This window comes from Desulfosporosinus sp. SYSU MS00001 (genome assembly GCF_049943955.1).
Classification (GTDB): domain Bacteria; phylum Bacillota; class Desulfitobacteriia; order Desulfitobacteriales; family Desulfitobacteriaceae; genus Desulfosporosinus.
Map to the genome: position 1 here is coordinate 1 of NZ_JBNFTW010000012.1, position 18554 is coordinate 18554.

Consider the following 18554-nt stretch of genomic DNA (forward strand, 5'->3'; position numbering starts at 1 on the left):
AACTCTCCAAAAAAGTTATCTCAACTTCTTTAAAGAAGATGATATCTGCTCATGAATTCATGATTTGTTTGAAACTCTTGCGAGTTTCTCTCATTGGCTGTCCTTGTTGTTTAGTTTTCAAAGACCACATATGATCAGCCATCTTGGCCGGAGTTACATAATAGCATTTTCAATTCTCATTGTCAATTGCTAATTTTCAACTCCTTGCGTCCCTTAACCAAATTTCACTTACTTGGTTTAGAACGGAATTTAATAGTAGCATTTTCGACTTATATTGTCAATTACTAATTTTGATCATTGCTCTTCCCGATGATAAGTCCTGATGCAGAATAAATTCGGCATTAGTTAAAAACAGTATTAAGAAATTACAATTAATTTATACAAAAAGTTATTTTATTAGATATTAAAGGTTAATCAAAATAATAATACGACATAACATTCCGACAACATTTTTTCAAAATTAGGAATATAATTTTAACCGTTGACATAATTTGCAAAATGGGAAGTGGTTTATTTGTACTACGACTTCTTATCAAATGTACTTAATGTCTTGTTTCTCTGCGCCGCTGTCATATGGATCAACCTATCCTTGAACAAAAAATACTCTCCCTACTTCTTAGGCGTAATGTTTGGACTCATTACTATCCTTACAATGGATGGTAAAATCACAGTCGTCCCAGGTCGATTCTACGATTTCCGACACATTACCATGACCATGGCGGGGTTTGTTGGTGGCCCAGTGACTGCAGTAATAGCCGCCAGCATAAGCTCACTTTATCGATACAGTGTCGGGGGAAGCGGTTCAATGGGCGGTATAACAAGTATCATCATTTTTGCCTGTTTTGGAACGTTCCTAAAAAAATACATTAAGAGCGCCCAAACTGGCAAGAAACTCTTTTTCTGGTGTATCATAGGCATGTTTATGGCATGTATCTTTCTATTTATCATAGGATTCATCCCCCCCTGGAAAGGCGATACTGCAAAAGTCCTAAGAATTGTTACAGCTCCATACTTAATCATTACTCCATTAGCCACGACAGTTATTTTTAACTTTTATTTCTGGACTTACGATTTTTTGGGTAAAGCCTCCATCCTTAATACTATCTTGACGAATAGTCCTCTAAACTTAATGGTCTTTAATAACCACGGGCCACTTTTGCTTAGTAAAAATATTACAGAAAAATGCTCGTTAAAGTCCTTCACTGAAACACCGAATCTTCTGTTAAACCATTATAAATCAGTGTTTGATACTACAAAACAACGTCAACAAGAAATTTTAACTGAGAATAACCGGCATGTTATTGCTGACTTGGCAAAATTTCAAATGCCTACTGGTGAAGAAGCATTTGTTGCCATCATGAACGATATTACAGATCAGAAAAAGGAACAAAAAAAGCTAAGAGGAGCAACAGATCGATTTCGAAAAGCTTTTCAGTTGGGTCCCAACATGATGGCTATTCTAAGAAAATCCGATTATCGTTATCTGGATGTCAACGATCGTTTTCTAGAAGAAAGAGGCTTCTCTCGTGAGGACGTTATTGGTAAAACTCCTATTGAAATGGGGGTTCCTGAACAAGAATTTAAACAAATTAGCAAAATTATTAACAGTCAAGGATCAGTGCATAACATAGAAAGTGCACTCATTACGAAATTTGGTTTAATTGGAACTGCCATACTTTCCGCTGAAACAATTACTATGGATGATCAAGAATGTATTTTAATAGCGTGCAATGATGTGACCGAAATGAAACGAATGCAGCGCGAACGAGTGGACCAACTTACAAAATACCTTTCCTTAGAGGCCGAACTATCCCGAAGTAACCAGCTTATCGCAGATATTATCAATCATATGCCTGACGGATTCTACGTCCTTGACCATCAATGGCGTTTTTCCTTCGTCAATAAGAAAGCTGAGGAATTATTACGCAAAACACGAGATAAACTTTTAGGCAATGTTCTCTGGAAAGAAATCCCTCAGGCACAAGGAACGTTGTTCCACTTGAATTATCAAAAGGCCATGGCCCATCATGAACCCGTGACCTTTGAATATCAAAGCTTTTTAGAGAAAGGCACCTGGTATCAAGTAAAAGTATATCCCTCTGAAAATGGATTATCGGTTTATTATCAAGATATAACTGAGCAGAAAACGACATATGAAAATTTAATCAAATCGCAACAAGAGATAGTCTCAATCCTTGAAAGTATGACTGATTGTTTTCTTGCTGTAGATAAAAGCACACAATTGACATATATCAATCGCGCAGGTGAAATCGCTTTCGGAAGATCTCGCGATGAATTGTTAGGTAAAAAAATGACGGAAGAATGCACCATAATGAACACTGCCCTATTACACCATCAAGACGTCCTTACCAAAAACAAAGCTATAACCTTTGAAGTTTTCTCTGAGGTGTTAGGCAACAAATGGTTTGAAGTTAGTACTTACCCTACAGAGACTGGTCTAAGTTCTTATTTTCGAGACATTACAGACCGAAAGGTTGCTCAAGATGAAATGGCCAGACTGGATCGTCTAAACCTTGTAGGGCAAATGGCTGCAGGAATAGGCCACGAAATACGGAATCCAATGACGACCGTACGCGGTTACCTGCAGCTAATGGGGGTAAAACCTGATTATGCTACCCAAAAATCCACCTTCGAATTGATGATTTCAGAACTCGATCGCGCAAACGAAATTATTACGGAATTTTTATCCCTTGCTCAAACAAAGCAAACCGAGCTGAAACTTCAAAGCCTCAATGACATTCTTACACATCTTTACCCGCTTTTAGAAGCTGACGCGTTTACACAAAGCAAAAGAATTCAGTATATCCCGGAGAAAATTCCAAATCTCGAATTGAATAAAAAAGAAATTACTCAACTAATTTTAAATATAGCTCGAAACGGCCTTGAAGCTATGGAAGAAGGCGGTGGTCTAACTCTTAAAACTTATTTGCATAATAACCAAGTAGTGCTTGCTATTAAGGATGAGGGTTGTGGTATCCCTCCAGAAAATATGAATAAACTTGGAATTCCATTCTATACGACGAAAGATTATGGAACGGGGTTAGGGTTAGCAACCAGTTACAAGATCGTAGAATCGCATAACGCCAAAATTAAGGTTGATTCCAATTCTCATGGAACAACTTTTTACATAGTCTTTTCGATTCCAAACTTAGAGAAAAAGCGAGAAGGCATGATTGCCTAATATTCGTTATAATTAATATCCAAATCGAACTCCTTAGGGATATTTGTAATAAGTTGTTATCACCTTCTAAGGACAAGTTTCATAGTATGTATTAGAAACAACCCAATCCAACATCTCCTTTCTCATCTTATATTGGCTCAATAGCCAAAAAACAAAAAACGAGAGGAGATAATAATTATGGCTGGTTTAGGATTCCCTCCTTTTGGCGTACCTCCTTTTGGTGCCCCCCCTTTTAACGCTATTCTGTTTGACACTTTGCCCATCGGGGCTCGTGTAGTAATTGGTACTGATTCAAGCACTTGGGTTGGAAATTACGGCGGCGTTATTGACGGTGTGGCATTTGTAACTAACGCTCGGTTATTCTCAAATATCGGAAACCAAATTGACGGAATTCAATCCGTAGTGAGAATCCCTGTCCGACAAATAACCTATGTAAGCTATTAAAATCAACGGCCCCGGTGAACCGGGGCCCATTTTACTTAAGATTTAAGTTCTAAATTGGAACATCATAACTCTTCTTACTTTGTAATCATTAATTTAGAATTGAAGTGATACTCTTCAAGTGCAGAAGAGCTTTTCATTTATTCAATCGTAAGACTCCCACTTCAAGTGGGAGTAGTTATCATACCTTGCTTCAGTGGGGGTAGAGTCAATCCTTCAGCACGATAGCATTTGTTATGAGCTAGGCGCTTTCGGCGGAAGTGTCCACAGGACACTTCCGTCACCGAGGCCCCGATGTTCAGCTTTAGCTGAACGAGTTTACTCAAGACAATATTTATTTGATAAAGAATTGTCTTGCCTTAAAGCTTGAAAATAGCCACAGCTTTATCCAGGTCTTCTCCCAGCATTACTAAGGTTCTGGCGGCAGCGGCGATTTGCTCTGTTGCGGCACTCAATTCCTCTGTACTTGCGGACACTTCCTCAGCTCCAGCTGCATTTTCTTGAGCAACAGACACGATGGATTCAATACTCTCTGAAATATCACTGACATGGCCACCAATTTGTTCTGAAGAATGCTTAACGTTTTCCATTTGCTCACCCATAGACCTTACGATCTCGGAGATTCTTTCAAAGGAATGATTTGTATAGTCTACAGCTTGCTCCTGGGCTTCAACTACCGTTTTTGCCTTACTCATTTGATCCGATGCTTCTTGAGCACGACTTTGAATGTTGCCGACAATATGGGCAATTTCTTCAGTTGCTTGTCGAGATCCTTCTGCCAATTTTCTTACCTCATCAGCTACAACAGCAAATCCTCTTCCATGTTCCCCAGCACGTGCTGCTTCAATAGCCGCATTGAGAGCAAGCAAATTCGTCTGATCGGCAATGTTGGAGATGGTACTTAAAATTGCTCCAACTTCATGTGATTGTTGAGCTAGGTGCTCAATAGCCACAGCCACTTGGCGGCTTACTTCCAAGTTCTCCTTCATTTTTATTGTTTGGTTAGAAACAGCTCGCATTCCCTCTTCTACAGATGCTTTCGCTAAATTTGCATCGTCAACCGTTTTATTGATCATAGCATTTACATGATCAACTGCGCCAACGATTTGATTAACCATTTCAACAATTTGTTGTGAGCTCTCAGCTTGATGGCTTGCTCCTCCTGCCATTTCTTCTATCGCCCGGGCAACCTGTTCAACGGAAGACGAAGACTCATCAGTTGAAGTACTTAATTCCTGAGCCGATGCCACTAATTCGCTTGAGCTTTGATGCACCTTTGAAACGATATTGCGCAAATTTTCCGTCATAGTTTTTAATGATCGTCCAAGAACACCCAGTTCTCCCAGAAAACCGTCACTGATCGTTACGTCTAATTGACCTGTCGCTAAAACGTCAGTTTGTTCTGCTAAAGTTACAATCGGTTTAGAGATCCGTTTACTCATAAACCAAGCTAAGATTGCAATAAGTAACGCCACTCCGAAACCCACTCCTAAACTCATGTACAGAAGCTTCGTGGCAAAGCTATAGAATTCACTGACAGGCGCTGTTAGAACCAGATGCCAACCTGTATTGGGAATCGTCGTATAAACCACTTCTTTGTCAATATTTTCAAAGATATATTCCCCGCTACCTTGTTGATTATTTAACATTTGGGAGCCAATCTGATTAAGGCTTTCAGAATTTGATTTTATAACATTGAGTTTTAGAATTTGTGACTTTTCCGGATGAGCAATAACAAGTCCTGTGTTATCAAACAAATATGAATACCCTGTCTGTCCATATTTTGCATTATCAACAATTGCTTGGATTGCATCACCTTTAAGACTCATAACAAGTACGGAAGATCCACTGTTACCTTGTAATGGTATAGCTATAGGAAGAATATCATTTTTGGTACTCTTGGATTCAAGCATCGTAGAAATGACAGGCTTCCCTTTGAGAGCAGATTGAAAATAAGAGCGATCGCTAATGGTTAATGTTTTTCCTGAAGAATTAACGGCTTGTCCGTTCTCATCCGCCCAAAGAAGATCCTCCGCATAAGGAGTAGCTTCAGATTCACGTTTGAGATAATCCATAATCTGTGCTTTATCACCAGTGGCAAACACGGGATTTTTGCCGATGGTATTAAGAACATCCATTTTTTCTTTTAACCAATCGTTTAAAACGTCAGCAGCCAAGGAAACAGTTTGGTTCATATTATGAATGGCGTCCTGAGTCATATTATTTTTGTTTGTATAATAATTAAAGGTGCTTAAACCAAAAAGGGGTATCAGGGAAAACACAAGAAACCACAGAATTAATGTTCCGGCAATTGATTTAAAGAATCTCGTCTTAATCATTTTTATCACCCTCTCAGCAATATGTATCACTAGACTTCTAACTATAAGGTTCGTTCAGTTCTTATTAAGAACTATTCCTTTGTTATTATCTGTCTAATAGATACTTGATTTCGACAAAATTCCATAAATTCCTCTATTAATCCGACAGTAAAATGGAGTTTATTTTCACTACCTAGATAAAATATCTAAGACACCTACCCGCTCAGTTAAGACGTAATTTGTATCGCAGTGTTTTTTCTCATCATCTTCTTTATTGTTATGACTGTCGTCCTCATGGTCATAATCATCATAGGGATCATCAATAAGGTATGAATCTAAGCGGTAATTGATCTCAGTTATTGTCCGACTATACAGCATAAATCATAGCCAAATAAAAAAACAAGGACTTACCTACTTCTAGAATGCAGTAAGTCCTTGTTTTTCTATCCAGTAAAAAAGGGATTTATAGTTGTGAAAAACCCGTTTCTCCTGAAGGAGAATGTATGTTGTGTTTTACCAGTTAATAATCCTCGACAAGAAGCCTCTTTCACTCATTAGTTTTTACTTCGTCTAGAAAATTCCCTCGGTGGATCGTTACAATATATAGTAGCTTTCCGTGACGAACATCTATTCCTAATATGATTATAACCACTATTTTTCATATTAAACATTCCTTTTGATTTTTATTAATAATCGGGATACTTGTCAGGTAAATAAATTCACCTTGCCCAACTATATATTTCCATGTTAGTACTAAATTTTGTAAAAGGAGGTGTGCATTTGAGTAAGAAACAGAGTAATATGATTCGAGAAATTCTTGCTTCAGTTGGGATTGAATCTTTAAAAGCTTCTGAGCCAAAGAGTATCCTCAAAAAAATCTCCTAAAAAGGGGCTTGATGAAAAATGATGCTAATTTCATATAGCAAAACCTTATGTGAGTGAAAACGAGTTCCTGATTAAAAATTAGGAGCTCGTTTTATTTATATCTCTCTTTTCTGCTTTGTTTAATCTCTTTTCTTCACCGTAATTCTGCTTCTCAACCGCAGCTAACCACGATATTTAAATGACAAACTGTTTCTATTTCTTATCCTACTTGTCATCCCGAAACCAACAATAATGACCAAGGGGTACAAAATTGCCCAACCGACAAATGGAAATACGGCCGCCGTTGAAAGAAAAGAAAGCCAGCTTAGACGCACTCCCCAAAAGCTTCCTTTTAGCAACCGGATCCCAGCCGCACAGCCGCCAAGATATGTAAGAATGAAGGTTGCATTTGGTATTTGTATAAGGGTTGTTAAGGATATCCCTCCACTCGCATATACATAAAGAACAGCAGCAAAGCATAGAACAAGAAAGGCAATTCCACCGATTGGAGTACCAAATCGTTTAGACAAAACACTCATCCAGCGTGGAGCCTTCCCCTCTCGGGCTAAGGCATACGCAAGCCGAGAAGCCGCACCCGTATAGGCGATAATAGTCGCAGTACAGATGAACACACCTGTTAATCCAGCAGCCAAAGCCCCCCATCGCCCGAAAAGCTTACTTATAACCAATACAAGTGAAGCATCTGATCCAGCTGTATTGTAATTATGTGTCCCAACAGTAGCAAATGCTGTGAGAAAATACAGTAAGCCAACAACGACAGCAGCAATAGTTACTCCTTTGACCGCCGCACGTTGAGGATCTATGAATTCTTCAGATAAATGAGAGACCGCCTCCCAGCCTATATAACACCAGAACAAAATAGATGCAGCCTTGCCAACACTCCACCAACCATGGGGCATGAACGGCCTGAAATTTACATACTCAATATTAGGAACAGCCCCGACAATGACGGCCATCAGCACAGCAACGATTGCTAAAACAACAGCAATTTGCACTTGACCCGCTACTTTCATGCCGACAATGTTGATAAATAGCCCGACCGCAAGCATTACTGCTGCCAGGGCAACCCGCATACTATCACTCCAGCCCATAGCTGCTGACATATAGCCAGCACCTGTCAAGGCAGCCACTGGTGCACCAATAGGTACAGACATGAGAAAAAACCAGCCAACAAGCGATCCAGTTTCCGGCCCAAATGCCTTTGTAACAAAATAGGAAACCCCTCCAGCATTCGGGAACTTAGACGAAAGCAACCCCATAGACAATGCCAGTGGTAAGATAAGCAAAGTCATAAGCCCCCAGGCCAGCAGGGAAGCCGGTCCAGCAATCTCCGCTGCCAACCCAGGCACAATTAGAACTCCCGATCCTAGTACGGCTCCGATATAGAGAGCTATTGCCTGGGGCAATCCGATAGTACCCTTAAGTCTTCTTTCATTATTCAATATTCTATCTCCCACTTTACTTGAATTTTCTCTAATAGTACCAGATAATGATATTATCAGGAAAACGGAATATTTCGATGATATGCATCGTATTAACCGATGATAAAAGGGAGATCTGAAAAATTGGAAATACGTAATTTGTTTACATTTCTTAGTGTAGTCGAAGCTGGTAGCTTCACCCGCGCAGCTAACATGTTGGGATACGCCCAGTCAAGCGTAACAGCTCAAATTCAAGCACTTGAAGCAGAGCTTGAAACGCCTTTATTTGACCGGTTAGGCAAAACCATTGTCCTTACTGATGCTGGACAGCGACTAATACCTTTCGCCCAAGAAATTACTAAAATGCATGCCTTGGCCAAAGAAGCGGTCCGGTCGGAAACTGCTCTTACCGGTACACTGACAATTGGCGCTCCGGAATCGCTGGCAGCCTTTCGCTTGCCCGGTATTATCCGTGAATACAAAAGCAATTATCCCGAAGTTAAAATAACGTTAAAGCCCGGTGTATGTTGGGAATTACGTGACCTTATCCGTTCAGGAGAACTGGATCTTGCCTTCCTGCTTCAACCGGAGACTGAAGACCGGGAGCTCCACATTGAAACTCTCGTACACGAAAAAATGGCTCTCATTGCACCACCGGACCATCCCCTTGTCCATTGTGAGCATGTCGAGCCTGCCAATTTAAAGGACGAAACGATACTGCAAACTGAGCAGGGATGTACCTACCGCACATTGTTCGAGCACCATCTTAACAAACACGGAATCTTTCCCAATCCGGACCTTGAGTTCTGGAGCATTGAAGCCATTAAAAATTGTGTTATGTCAGGATTAGGCCTTTCACTTCTTCCACTGATTACCGTGCAAAATGAAGTGCATGAGGGAAAACTCGTTCAGCTTGCCTGGGATGACAGGGAAGAGCGTCTAGCCACCCAGATTGCATATCACAAAAAGAAGTGGCTATCACCAGCATTACATGAATTCTTGCTTCTTGTTGGGCAGCACGCTGAAAAATGGCGACAGGACTGCACTCTATGATGAAAATCTGTGTCAGGTGTGTCAGGGGGACGGTCCTTTTGACACAATTATTAAATCGTTGATCTAAACTCACTGACCATTGCGATTTCATCCCTGTTTGTATTAATTAACCCCGCAAGTTGCAGGTTCAATTTTCACTCTAAAGGCACCGCAGATGTGACATTTACTTAATTTTCTTGATCTCTTCTTCTAAAAGACAGGTGATTTCAGAAATCAATTTCACATCCATGCCCTCCCATTCTTCTATTGGGTCTTGCATAGCAATCTCCTCCAAGATCTTGAAAAAATCAAGAGTCTCTAGATGGCGCTGATTTCTTGAACCATCTCACTTTGCTTTTCAGATATTTCTCTATAGATCTCTAACACAGCTTTATTCATAACTGCACCAAAATAAGCCGTGATCATTGATCCGATAACGATACCGTTAAAACCCGCCCGTGTTAAAAAGTATATACATATCCCTACAAGAGAAAATAGAAAGCCAAAACAAAAACCCATCCTGAAGCTTAACCCTAGGTTATTAAATAAGAAACTTATTCCAAGTTTGAAATTGTCTTTTAGGCTTACATTATCGACAACGATTGAGTACTGAACGTAAACGAAAACAACAGTGACCAGACTAAAATAAGCAAATTCCTTTTTTATCAAGGCCAAGAGAATGGGAATAACATTCAGGAGAGCAAGTATAAAGAATTTAAACCATAATCGATTGCCCTCAATGATAAAGTCTTTGCAGGTTACCCTCTTGCGACCGACTTGGCTAATAACGGCTAAATAACCACTGTTTAAAAAACTTGTGACAAGAACTACTGATAAAAGAAGCAACATGTTTGCCAGGTTGAATTGAGTGATAAGTCCTCGAAGAGCACCTGTATTATACTGAAAGATCAGGGAAGGAAAATCTTCCAAGATATATCTGATGCTAGGCGGGGCCGAAATAAACCCTAACTTCAGGCTGAATAGTTTGGCAACCGGCATGTATTCCCAATGAAAAATCCTCTCAAAAAGATAAAGTTCTCCAATATCTAAAATGAAAGGCAGCAAAATAATCCAGATAACCTTGTGAATAGCTTTAAACTGTTCCCCTAGTTTCGCAGTAATATCCATTACTCTGCTCCTTTAAACAACCTAATTTGTGATATAATTAATTATACCAGATTTTGGAGGGAGTATGAGCCGGCGTATGAAGAAATACTTGATGGCCTTATTTACACTGATCATCTTATTGGCTACTGTAATTACGCAAATTTCCGCATATAAGGCACTTCCCAAGCCCAACTTTCGGGAACCTTTTCTGAAATTTACTTCTGCGAAATTTGGCCAAATTAAAAACATTGTTTGGCTTGATAATTATGTTTCAACGGATAACGCACTCTTAGTATTAGCAACAAAACTGAAGGATAACATCAGCTATTCTTATTTATCCTATTTAAATGCAGCTACGGGTGAGAGTACACTTTTAGCAGAATTCCCCACTCACCGCTACCTTGGAAACGTTATTTTGTTCACCAACTCTTTCTCGGGCTATGGCGTCATTACAGCATCCAGAGACGGCATTGTTAAAACAACTCTTACCAAAGATAATAACCGTAATTTGCATGCCGATCAGGGGTTCATACCTATAAAAGGTTTTAACGAAGCCACTAGTATGGATTTCAAAGGTAATCTTTATTACTCTAAAGCAAATGATAATTTATTGTATGTGAAAAATTTTGAGAAAGAGCCCCCCCTTTTTTCACAACAACTGATCAACCAAACCTTGATATGACTTTCCTACGGAAACCCTATCAGATTGTCAATGCTAACACTCTAGACCGTACCCTTACCTATACCTCACTGACTCCAAAGGGGCTTGACCTCTTTTCCATGGGTTTTGACGGCATGCCCTTCACCTTCAATAATCAACCGCTTATCTGCAATGTTGTAGAGGCACAAGGGATCGAGGATGGATATGGTTTTATAGGCATGAAGCTTAACCCTAACCCTTCTGGGGCCACTGATAACCAAACCTTAAATATTTTTATGGTTAGAAGAAATGATTCCATTGACCATCATCCACTTGACTTAGATACTATTCCTTTAAACACTGATCCTTTAGGCGCTCTTCCCGCTATATCCTCAACTACCTTTAATGAGGATTATGCATTAGTCTATACCAGTTATGATGAGGGCCATAATGGGAAGCTTATTATATGCAATTATAAACAGAAACCCAAAGTTATCCTCGAAGATGAGAATCTCTTTGGTCCGGTCAGCATTACCAGAAAAAGCATCACTGATCCCTCAGTTCCCTCAGACAAAGGTGAAATCAGAAACAAATATATACTTTACTTCACCTCAGAGAATAATTTGGTGCATGTAAAGATCTGTGACGAACAAGGGAAGCTAGTTAAGGATCTTACGGATTCGTTCGAGTAAATCCCCATTAGTCCATCGCCAGACAGTTGTCCAGCACTTGGGAGCGCTTGCTGGAGTATCTGGCCATCTTGAGACAAAGTATTTCATGTTTGAGCTCCTTTGATCTCATAAGGTTTCAATTCTGCAAATTCACTCGACAACCAACAGTTTATGCCAAAAGATTTAGTAACGTAGAAATCTCACACTGAATACTCTAGATAGTAGTCCCAAAATTAAAACATCTTACTTGTAACATGGCGTAGACAGCATGAAGGAAGGTTGTAATAATTTGGCGGATAATTTAGAGATTCCGTATTTTTTATGTCCTAACTGTGGACAGGTTAGTAAATCCAATAAATGGGCTTCAATATCTCGTAGAATGACAACAATCACCGTTTCGTTCAATTATAGAAGCAAACCTAAGGTTTCCGAGAATGTTGTATGCCCTATGTGCAAAAAAGTGTGTCGTTACCAGGACGTTGTTGAAATAGCTGAACTGCATTAGTTTATAATGACTCTTAGCTGATGACCAAGAATATTAAGAACATTAAAAAATGACCAGAACAGGCTGGTCATTTTAAAAATATACCTTATTTAAGTTTGATTAAATAAAGTTCATTTGAACCTGATTTCATAACTGCAAGACTATAGCCTATTGCATCATTAGGCAGCTCATATACCCAATTGCCGTTCTCTTTAATGGAGGGTGGTTCACATTCTCTATAGTCTAGATAATTGTCAATTGAGCCAATAGCCTTATTATAGGTTTTGAATTCTCGCTCTTTGCTGTCAACCATGACTAAATCCGGTTCCATGGTAATCGGTTTATTGGTTATATTGGTAACATCGGCATTGACAACAACAAACTTCGTTCCATCTTTCGCAGTGACAGGGGAAGCATATTGAGGGGTAAGAGTCTGTTTTTCTTCCACACTGTTAATTTTTACTTCTCAACGTAATTCCTGAGCTTTAATAATTGACCGAATCGCGTCTACATATCGGTTCCTACATTCTGCATCTTTAACAATTCTGCTTCTCAAAGCATAACAAATTTCTAACTGTACGCCTTTTCCAGTACGTCCTCTATTACAAATATTAGTTGCCCGCTCCCCACGATATTTCTGTTCACAGTCTTTAACAATAAAACCTCGATTTTGTAATTCTATCCGTAACAAAGTTGTAAATTCTGAATCTAACCCGCCAATCATTAGGAATTCTTCGGTTGAGTTTTTAAGGCAATGAATTGTTAACACGATATACGCTTCATGAAGGGCTTGAAGCAAAGTTGGTTCATCAAAATTGTGGCTCGTAATATGGAGCTTCCTGACTTCTATATCTCTTATTCCCTCGAATAAATACCAGGCAAAATCTCCTTTTGCTATCCATTGTGCAATTTCAGAAGTATAGGGCTCAATATTTCCTCCATGTGGAGCAACGACTAAAACTTGATGCCAATTTTGGCTAACCTTTATCCGATAATCCCGATCCTCTTGTTCATGCAACTGTAACTCCCGGAAATTCGAATAAGTATCTGGCATTGTTTCCTCCCATGTTTATCGTAATTAATCTATTGACAACTTCAAAAAATTCTTTTTCCACGCCAAGAAGATCTCTCAAAGAGAAATCTGATTCCGTTGCTTTATCTGGTGGAACGTCAAATATGTATTAATTATACCACTGTACTTAGTCAAATTGTTGTTCACGTCTCCCGTTTTCACCTATATAAGTAAAATCCAGAGCAACACGCCCTGGATTACATCCCCGCAAACCCATTTAGATTATTTGGTTTTTAACCCCGCTCTCGCAGGTTTGAAAGAAGTTCATTATAAAAAAGTTATAGCACAATATGCAAGACCTGCAGCCACTAGGGAGCTTACGAAATTGACCATATCATTACCGAAAAGTTCAATACCTTTTACTTTCTTGTTTTGCACTCTCCCGTCGGCTCTTTTTTCCGTGAGCTTCCCAGTACTGTCAATATAAGCGGGTTGGAAAAGCAACCCTAAGGCACTGTCTATAGCAGCCCCTGCAAATCCAAATATCGCAATAATTGTATAATCCCTTATCAGTTCAAGGAAAGGAAAATATACAAACATAAATATTGTATATATTCCAGCAATAAACAAAGCACCGCAAGCACTTGCAAACAATCCAAGGAATGTCACCCCACCAGACATACCTTTTTGTACAGGCTTCAGATTTATAATGGAAAATGGGGTTGCCTTACTCATAATACCGATTTCCGAAGCCCATGAGTCAGCATTACAGGCTGCTATTGCTACAAAATACACTACGAAAAGCTGTTTATCAGGCATCAGGAAATGAGCTGCTGCAATGACAAATGCAGCCCCACCGTTGGCTAAGACCTGAACATGGTCTCTGTTTCCTCCCTTTTCATACAATGCCTTTTCGAGCTCTTCCTTCTCCTTTGCACGAAATTTTGTAAAAAAGCTGGAGGATATAAAGAATCCTAACAAAGCAGCCAAGAAAGGAATACCACCAGAACTATAAATCCCAAAAGTCAGGAAAAAGGCAAAAACGGCCCCCAAAAGTGTGAGTGCCTTCGCTTTGTATGCCAAAATACAAATTGCTATAATGCTGGCAATTACTGAAATATCTATCCAAAAAGTATCAAAAATCATTTTCTTCAAGAACCTTTTTAGTTTATTCTAGCATATTAATTCCTTCGTCATAAAAACACTATTTAAGTCCTCTATGTAATCCGAAAACGGCTCACAATGTTGGAACCCAAAACTTATATATAATCTTCTAGCCGGTTCGAAAGCATTTATTGAACCCGTTTCCAAGCTCAATCTCTGATATCCGCGCACCTTAGCCTCTTCAATAATATGTTGAAGAATGCCCTTAGCAACACCCTTTCTGCGATGCGATGAGGAAGTTCGCATTGATTTGATCTCTCCGTGTTGTCTATCTAGTTCTTTTAGAGCCCCGCACCCAACTAATTCATCGCCCTCCCAGGCGCTCCAAAACGTAATTTCAGGTTTTCTTAGGGATTCAAGATCAAGTGCATGCATACTCTCCGGCGGAGACTGAATGGCCATACTCTGTAGATGCTCTCTCACTAATTCAGCAACTTCTGGCCCGGATAAATCATCTATTTTAAGATACATAAAAATACCTCCAATGGGTGGAACATAGTTTATTGACCCGCTTGATCAGCAGCTAGCCTTTATCTAGGCAGCTATTTCTTCTTTAGATTAGCAAGTGGTGGGATTATTCACCTTCACGGAGGTTACTTTACGTTACAGAATAAATAAGCACTGGAATTAATCGGCCTTTTTTAAGTAAGGATTCTACTTCTCCACAAACGTTTGCCCCCATTTTTACGTAGAATTCTTTGGCTTGTGGACTTGTAACTATGCAAAATTTTTTAATGCCAAGGTCTTTACAATTATTCACTAACTGGTTCCACAATATTTTTCCATATCCGTGCCCTATGTATATAGAATCAACAAAGAAATATTCTAAAATAGAATCATTATTATTTGTTAAAATGCCATAAAATCCAAGAAGATTTTGATCCTCTTCTATTACAAAGGTTGGATTTTTTATAATAAACTCTTCAGTCATTTTATAAATTGACTGAAACTTTTCCATGTAGCTGGAGCCATATCCCCAATATGCTTCGGACCTTATAGCAATATTTGTCAAGGTTTCAGATTCACCCGTTTTTGCACTTCGAATGCGTAGCATTATTTTCCTCACCATTCTTATATAATGTTCTCGCATTTCGCTTTTCAAACCACGAAGACGACCTACCTTCAGTTACTCCACCCGCAACACACCTCATGATGTGTCCTCAGTCTCCAGCTTTCCGGTTCAGTGAGGGGCTTTGGAATAGGTAAGGACATCCTGCAGCATAAGTTGTTAGGGGTTCTTATTTCTGTACTATGGATTATTCTTCTTTTTCTTCTTAGGTTTTGGAAGCGGAATTAACGGCTCTAATATTGTTATGATCTGTTTACTAAATTCGGAATTATCTATGTCCAATATATAATGTTCCTTTGCTCCATCATATGGAAAACCCTTCTCAGCATCTTTCATCTTTTCACTGATAGGATCAAGCATTTTTACAAAAACTGTATTGTCACAGATCAGAAGTAATGGTTTCTCATTCACATAAACCATATACTCTCCAAACATTTTCTTATATCTGATCGCGCCCACATTCGAAATCTGTTCGCAGACATAATCAATATAGTCTAAACTAGTAGCCAAAATATTTCACCCCCCTGGCATTTTAACTAAAATAGTCGCCCAATCAAAGCCAACGATGTACGCCTTTTTGTCGTGGCTAAAAGATACTAAGCCCCTTACGGTTCCCAAATCAAAGGCTTATGAGGCCGTAAACTATGCGCTGAACCAGTTGCCGTACTTAGAGAATATCCTTTTGGACGGCCGTCTGGAGCTAACCGATGCCAAATATCGATTTCAACCAAAACCCAGAACTTATTGAATGTTTGTTCCCTAGTCAAAGGAACATCCGGCTAACTGTCACAGAACCAAAAATTAGGAAAATCGTTGCATGTTGCCCCATTACATTAATGAGACATGTCGTTTACCTGACTAGCAATAGCTTCGACTATGCATTTCCATGTTCCCTTAGGCATATCATGTCCCATTCCATCGATCAAAAGTAATTTAGCATTAGGTATTGTGCGTGCTGTGTCTTTTCCCGCTTCAACAGGAAACAATTCATCTTTTGTCCCATGAATTACCAGCGTTGGAATTGTTAATAATGAAAGGTGTTGTCTCCTATCCCCATTAGCAACCAACGCTGCATTTTGGCGTACAGCTCCTTGTGGATAATAAGAACGATCATAGCTTTCTTCACAATACCGCCTTGCACGTTCTTCTTCAAAAGGAAATCCCTTACTCCAAATATTTTTCCACATACGTAAAGTATAATCAATATATGCATCCCGTCCAGTTGGAGGTGTTGCTGTAACAATCGCCAATATTTCTGGTGATATTTGCGGATTATTCGGATTACCTGTAGATGACATAATAGAAATTAAACTACATATACGCGAAGGATGCCTATAGGCAAAAACCTGAGCAATCGTGCCTCCCATAGAAGCACCACAGATGTGAGCCTTCTTTATTTCCAACGCATCTAGCAAACCAGCCAAATCATCAGCCATATCCTCCAAAGTATATGCCGTCTTAATTGGTTTTCCCTCTTGTGCTGCCTGGTATATTCTTTTCATATCAGGAATACCGGCCGCATCGAATTTTGTAGACAATCCCGCATCGCGGTTATCAAAGCGTATAACTTGTAAATTATCTTTTACAAGCATTTCACAAAAATCCTGTTCCCAAAAATTAAGCTGAGCACCATTTCCTGCAATAAGCACTATTGTAGGATTTGTTTTCTTTCCGTAAATTTCATATTCAATTTGTATGCCATTTGCCTTTACGTGTGCCATAACATATACCCCCGTTATCCCTTATCCCCATTAGCATTTTTCGATTGATACCCTCTTAATCATGAAAGCATCACTAAAGTCTATATAAATTCCCGTTTGTCTACATACTTTATAAAAGGACTCATTTTTTACCATTTTATTGGCTGTATATGAAAAATTCAAGCACGGACTATATCGGCTAACCCTTTTTTCTTTTTGGGGGACGGTTCCAGGGATATTCCAAAATAGGAGCTTTTTGGGGCCCAATGGATCAAAAGCTCAATGGTTTGTGCACTGTCAGCCGTTCTTGACCTGCTTTAAAAACCGCAGGAACTATCATATATTTTCATCCGTATTTTCTTTCTTGACATTCGAAGTCAACCTTCGAAGGACGACCACGTTGAACCATGACACCTTTGTTCCAATCATTCTTTTCTATGTACTTTTTTACAGTCCTGAAATCGTGTCCAAGGAGAATCGAACACCTCTTAAAACACTTAAACAGCAAATACAAGTTTGGTTTAGATCTTACATTTCTCGAACAATTAAAAGCGAGAGACGGCTATGACCGTCTCCTTAAGATTTTACAATATCTTCATTCCGGCAGCCATACTCGCGAAGAACTCTCCAAAACTTTCGGCATAAGTGAGCGGGCTTTAAGTGATGATCTTAACACTCTGAAAGATGGCTTTGAATTTATGGGCACAACAATGAAAATCAGTGAACTGGAACGTGGCTCAAACACGTACAATTCACTGATGTCAGGTACCTTAAGCCTGGCACCTGAAGGATCAGACCGATTAAGGAACTTCGTGCAATGACGAAGCCCTTACTAAAGGAAATGGTGACATCAGTTACCGATTATTTAAAAACTTTGGGATTATGACCCGCTGCGGCCTTCATTGTGCTCCGGCGGCCCAACGGACACTTGGAACTTATCCCCAAGGGACCGTACGCTTTAGCTTCAGTCATTTTAATTCCATCAAGGACGTAGACTTTACGATTAAGGCCTTAAGAAAGAGTATCGTTTCATCGTCATGAATTTTATGCCAACAATAGCCCAATCTTCACTTCGTAGATTAGGATTCTTGATCTCATCAATCAACTTTTTCTTCATTCACAACTCCAATTTAAGCTCACTCTCAAAATCTAATATCCCCTTCACGTTTTTCTAAGGGGAATACTTCAGTAAAAATAATATCTGAAATTTTATCCATAGCACCGTCTGAGATCTCATCTGCTATGGCCTTAAGTTGTGAGTATTCAGCCTTAGTGAGTTTAGGATACTTATTTAAGAGTATTTTTCATTGCTGATACTGCTTCATCAAGATTCATTATAATTCCTCCCTCAATAATCTGAAAATTGCTCCTTCATATTATACCAATTAATATCAAACAGGTGTATCTC

The 18554-nt window shown here is 39.3% G+C and carries 19 protein-coding genes; 8 read left to right on the forward strand and 11 right to left on the reverse strand.

From position 1 onward, the window contains the following. The first annotated feature begins 514 nt into the window (after positions 1-514). A complete protein-coding gene (locus ACPUYX_RS17825; protein ID WP_426380976.1) occupies positions 515-3202 on the forward strand; it encodes a PAS domain S-box protein in 2688 nt (895 codons plus the stop codon). A gap of 177 nt (positions 3203-3379) precedes the next feature. Then, on the forward strand, positions 3380-3646 hold the full coding sequence (locus ACPUYX_RS17830; protein WP_426380977.1) for a hypothetical protein: 267 nt from the start codon (positions 3380-3382) through the stop codon (positions 3644-3646). 356 nt (positions 3647-4002) lie between these two features. Here ACPUYX_RS17830 and ACPUYX_RS17835 read toward each other — a convergent pair whose 3' ends face one another. The 3 genes from ACPUYX_RS17835 to ACPUYX_RS17845 all read right to left on the reverse strand — a co-directional run bounded on the left by ACPUYX_RS17835 (position 4003) and on the right by ACPUYX_RS17845 (position 8288). After that, complete coding sequence (locus tag ACPUYX_RS17835; protein ID WP_426380978.1) at positions 4003-5982, reverse strand: methyl-accepting chemotaxis protein; 1980 nt, start codon at positions 5980-5982, stop codon at positions 4003-4005. A gap of 168 nt (positions 5983-6150) precedes the next feature. After that, the gene (locus tag ACPUYX_RS17840; RefSeq protein WP_426380979.1) at positions 6151-6339 is read right to left on the reverse strand and encodes a hypothetical protein; all 189 of its coding nucleotides are present in this window, start codon (positions 6337-6339) and stop codon (positions 6151-6153) included. 668 nt (positions 6340-7007) lie between these two features. Next, positions 7008-8288: an amino acid permease gene (locus ACPUYX_RS17845; protein WP_426380980.1), complete on the reverse strand. Its 1281-nt coding sequence runs from the start codon at positions 8286-8288 to the stop codon at positions 7008-7010. A 123-nt stretch (positions 8289-8411) separates the two neighbouring features. On the opposite strand from ACPUYX_RS17845, the gene ACPUYX_RS17850 reads away from it, so the two are divergent. Beyond that, on the forward strand, positions 8412-9320 hold the full coding sequence (locus ACPUYX_RS17850) for a LysR family transcriptional regulator (RefSeq protein WP_426380981.1): 909 nt from the start codon (positions 8412-8414) through the stop codon (positions 9318-9320). Positions 9321-9617: 297 nt separating this feature from the next. Here ACPUYX_RS17850 and ACPUYX_RS17855 read toward each other — a convergent pair whose 3' ends face one another. Further along, positions 9618-10427 (reverse strand): hypothetical protein, encoded by an 810-nt coding sequence (locus tag ACPUYX_RS17855; RefSeq protein WP_426380982.1) that lies wholly within the window; start codon positions 10425-10427, stop codon positions 9618-9620. A gap of 76 nt (positions 10428-10503) precedes the next feature. Between ACPUYX_RS17855 and ACPUYX_RS17860 the strand changes: the two genes are divergently transcribed. Both ACPUYX_RS17860 and ACPUYX_RS17865 read left to right on the forward strand, forming a co-directional pair. After that, the gene (locus tag ACPUYX_RS17860) at positions 10504-11088 is read left to right on the forward strand and encodes a hypothetical protein (protein ID WP_426380983.1); all 585 of its coding nucleotides are present in this window, start codon (positions 10504-10506) and stop codon (positions 11086-11088) included. Next, positions 11085-11738 (forward strand): hypothetical protein, encoded by a 654-nt coding sequence (locus ACPUYX_RS17865; protein ID WP_426380984.1) that lies wholly within the window; start codon positions 11085-11087, stop codon positions 11736-11738. The genes ACPUYX_RS17860 and ACPUYX_RS17865 overlap by 4 nt, the downstream gene beginning before the upstream one ends. Before the next feature lie 569 nt (positions 11739-12307). Here the strand turns inward: ACPUYX_RS17865 and ACPUYX_RS17870 are convergent. From ACPUYX_RS17870 to ACPUYX_RS17895, 6 genes are all read right to left on the reverse strand, one after another. Then, a complete protein-coding gene (locus tag ACPUYX_RS17870) occupies positions 12308-12649 on the reverse strand; it encodes a hypothetical protein (protein WP_426380985.1) in 342 nt (113 codons plus the stop codon). An 18-nt stretch (positions 12650-12667) separates the two neighbouring features. Next, entirely contained in the window at positions 12668-13255 is a 588-nt protein-coding gene (locus ACPUYX_RS17875; RefSeq protein WP_426380986.1) for a poly-gamma-glutamate hydrolase family protein, read from the reverse strand. A 285-nt stretch (positions 13256-13540) separates the two neighbouring features. Beyond that, positions 13541-14359, reverse strand: coding sequence for a DUF92 domain-containing protein (locus ACPUYX_RS17880; RefSeq protein ID WP_426380987.1), 819 nt, complete (start codon positions 14357-14359; stop codon positions 13541-13543). Positions 14360-14386: 27 nt separating this feature from the next. Beyond that, complete coding sequence (locus ACPUYX_RS17885; RefSeq protein ID WP_426380988.1) at positions 14387-14848, reverse strand: GNAT family N-acetyltransferase; 462 nt, start codon at positions 14846-14848, stop codon at positions 14387-14389. 127 nt (positions 14849-14975) lie between these two features. Next, positions 14976-15431, reverse strand: a complete 456-nt coding sequence (locus tag ACPUYX_RS17890) for a GNAT family N-acetyltransferase (protein WP_426380989.1) — start codon at positions 15429-15431, stop codon at positions 14976-14978. Positions 15432-15626: 195 nt separating this feature from the next. Further along, positions 15627-15956 carry a TfoX/Sxy family protein gene (locus tag ACPUYX_RS17895; RefSeq protein ID WP_426380990.1) on the reverse strand — a complete coding sequence of 110 codons (330 nt, stop codon included), beginning with the start codon at positions 15954-15956 and terminating at the stop codon, positions 15627-15629. 31 nt (positions 15957-15987) lie between these two features. Here ACPUYX_RS17895 and ACPUYX_RS17900 point away from each other — a divergent pair, with 31 nt between their 5' ends. Continuing rightward, a complete protein-coding gene (locus tag ACPUYX_RS17900) occupies positions 15988-16194 on the forward strand; it encodes an IS66 family transposase (protein ID WP_426381091.1) in 207 nt (68 codons plus the stop codon). An 85-nt stretch (positions 16195-16279) separates the two neighbouring features. Here ACPUYX_RS17900 and ACPUYX_RS17905 read toward each other — a convergent pair whose 3' ends face one another. Next, positions 16280-17167 (reverse strand): alpha/beta fold hydrolase, encoded by an 888-nt coding sequence (locus ACPUYX_RS17905; protein ID WP_426380991.1) that lies wholly within the window; start codon positions 17165-17167, stop codon positions 16280-16282. Positions 17168-17553: 386 nt separating this feature from the next. On the opposite strand from ACPUYX_RS17905, the gene ACPUYX_RS17910 reads away from it, so the two are divergent. Next, entirely contained in the window at positions 17554-17967 is a 414-nt protein-coding gene (locus ACPUYX_RS17910) for a hypothetical protein (protein WP_426381097.1), read from the forward strand. A gap of 28 nt (positions 17968-17995) precedes the next feature. Next, on the forward strand, positions 17996-18187 hold the full coding sequence (locus tag ACPUYX_RS17915; RefSeq protein ID WP_426381092.1) for an aminotransferase class V-fold PLP-dependent enzyme: 192 nt from the start codon (positions 17996-17998) through the stop codon (positions 18185-18187). Positions 18188-18554 lie beyond the last annotated feature (367 nt).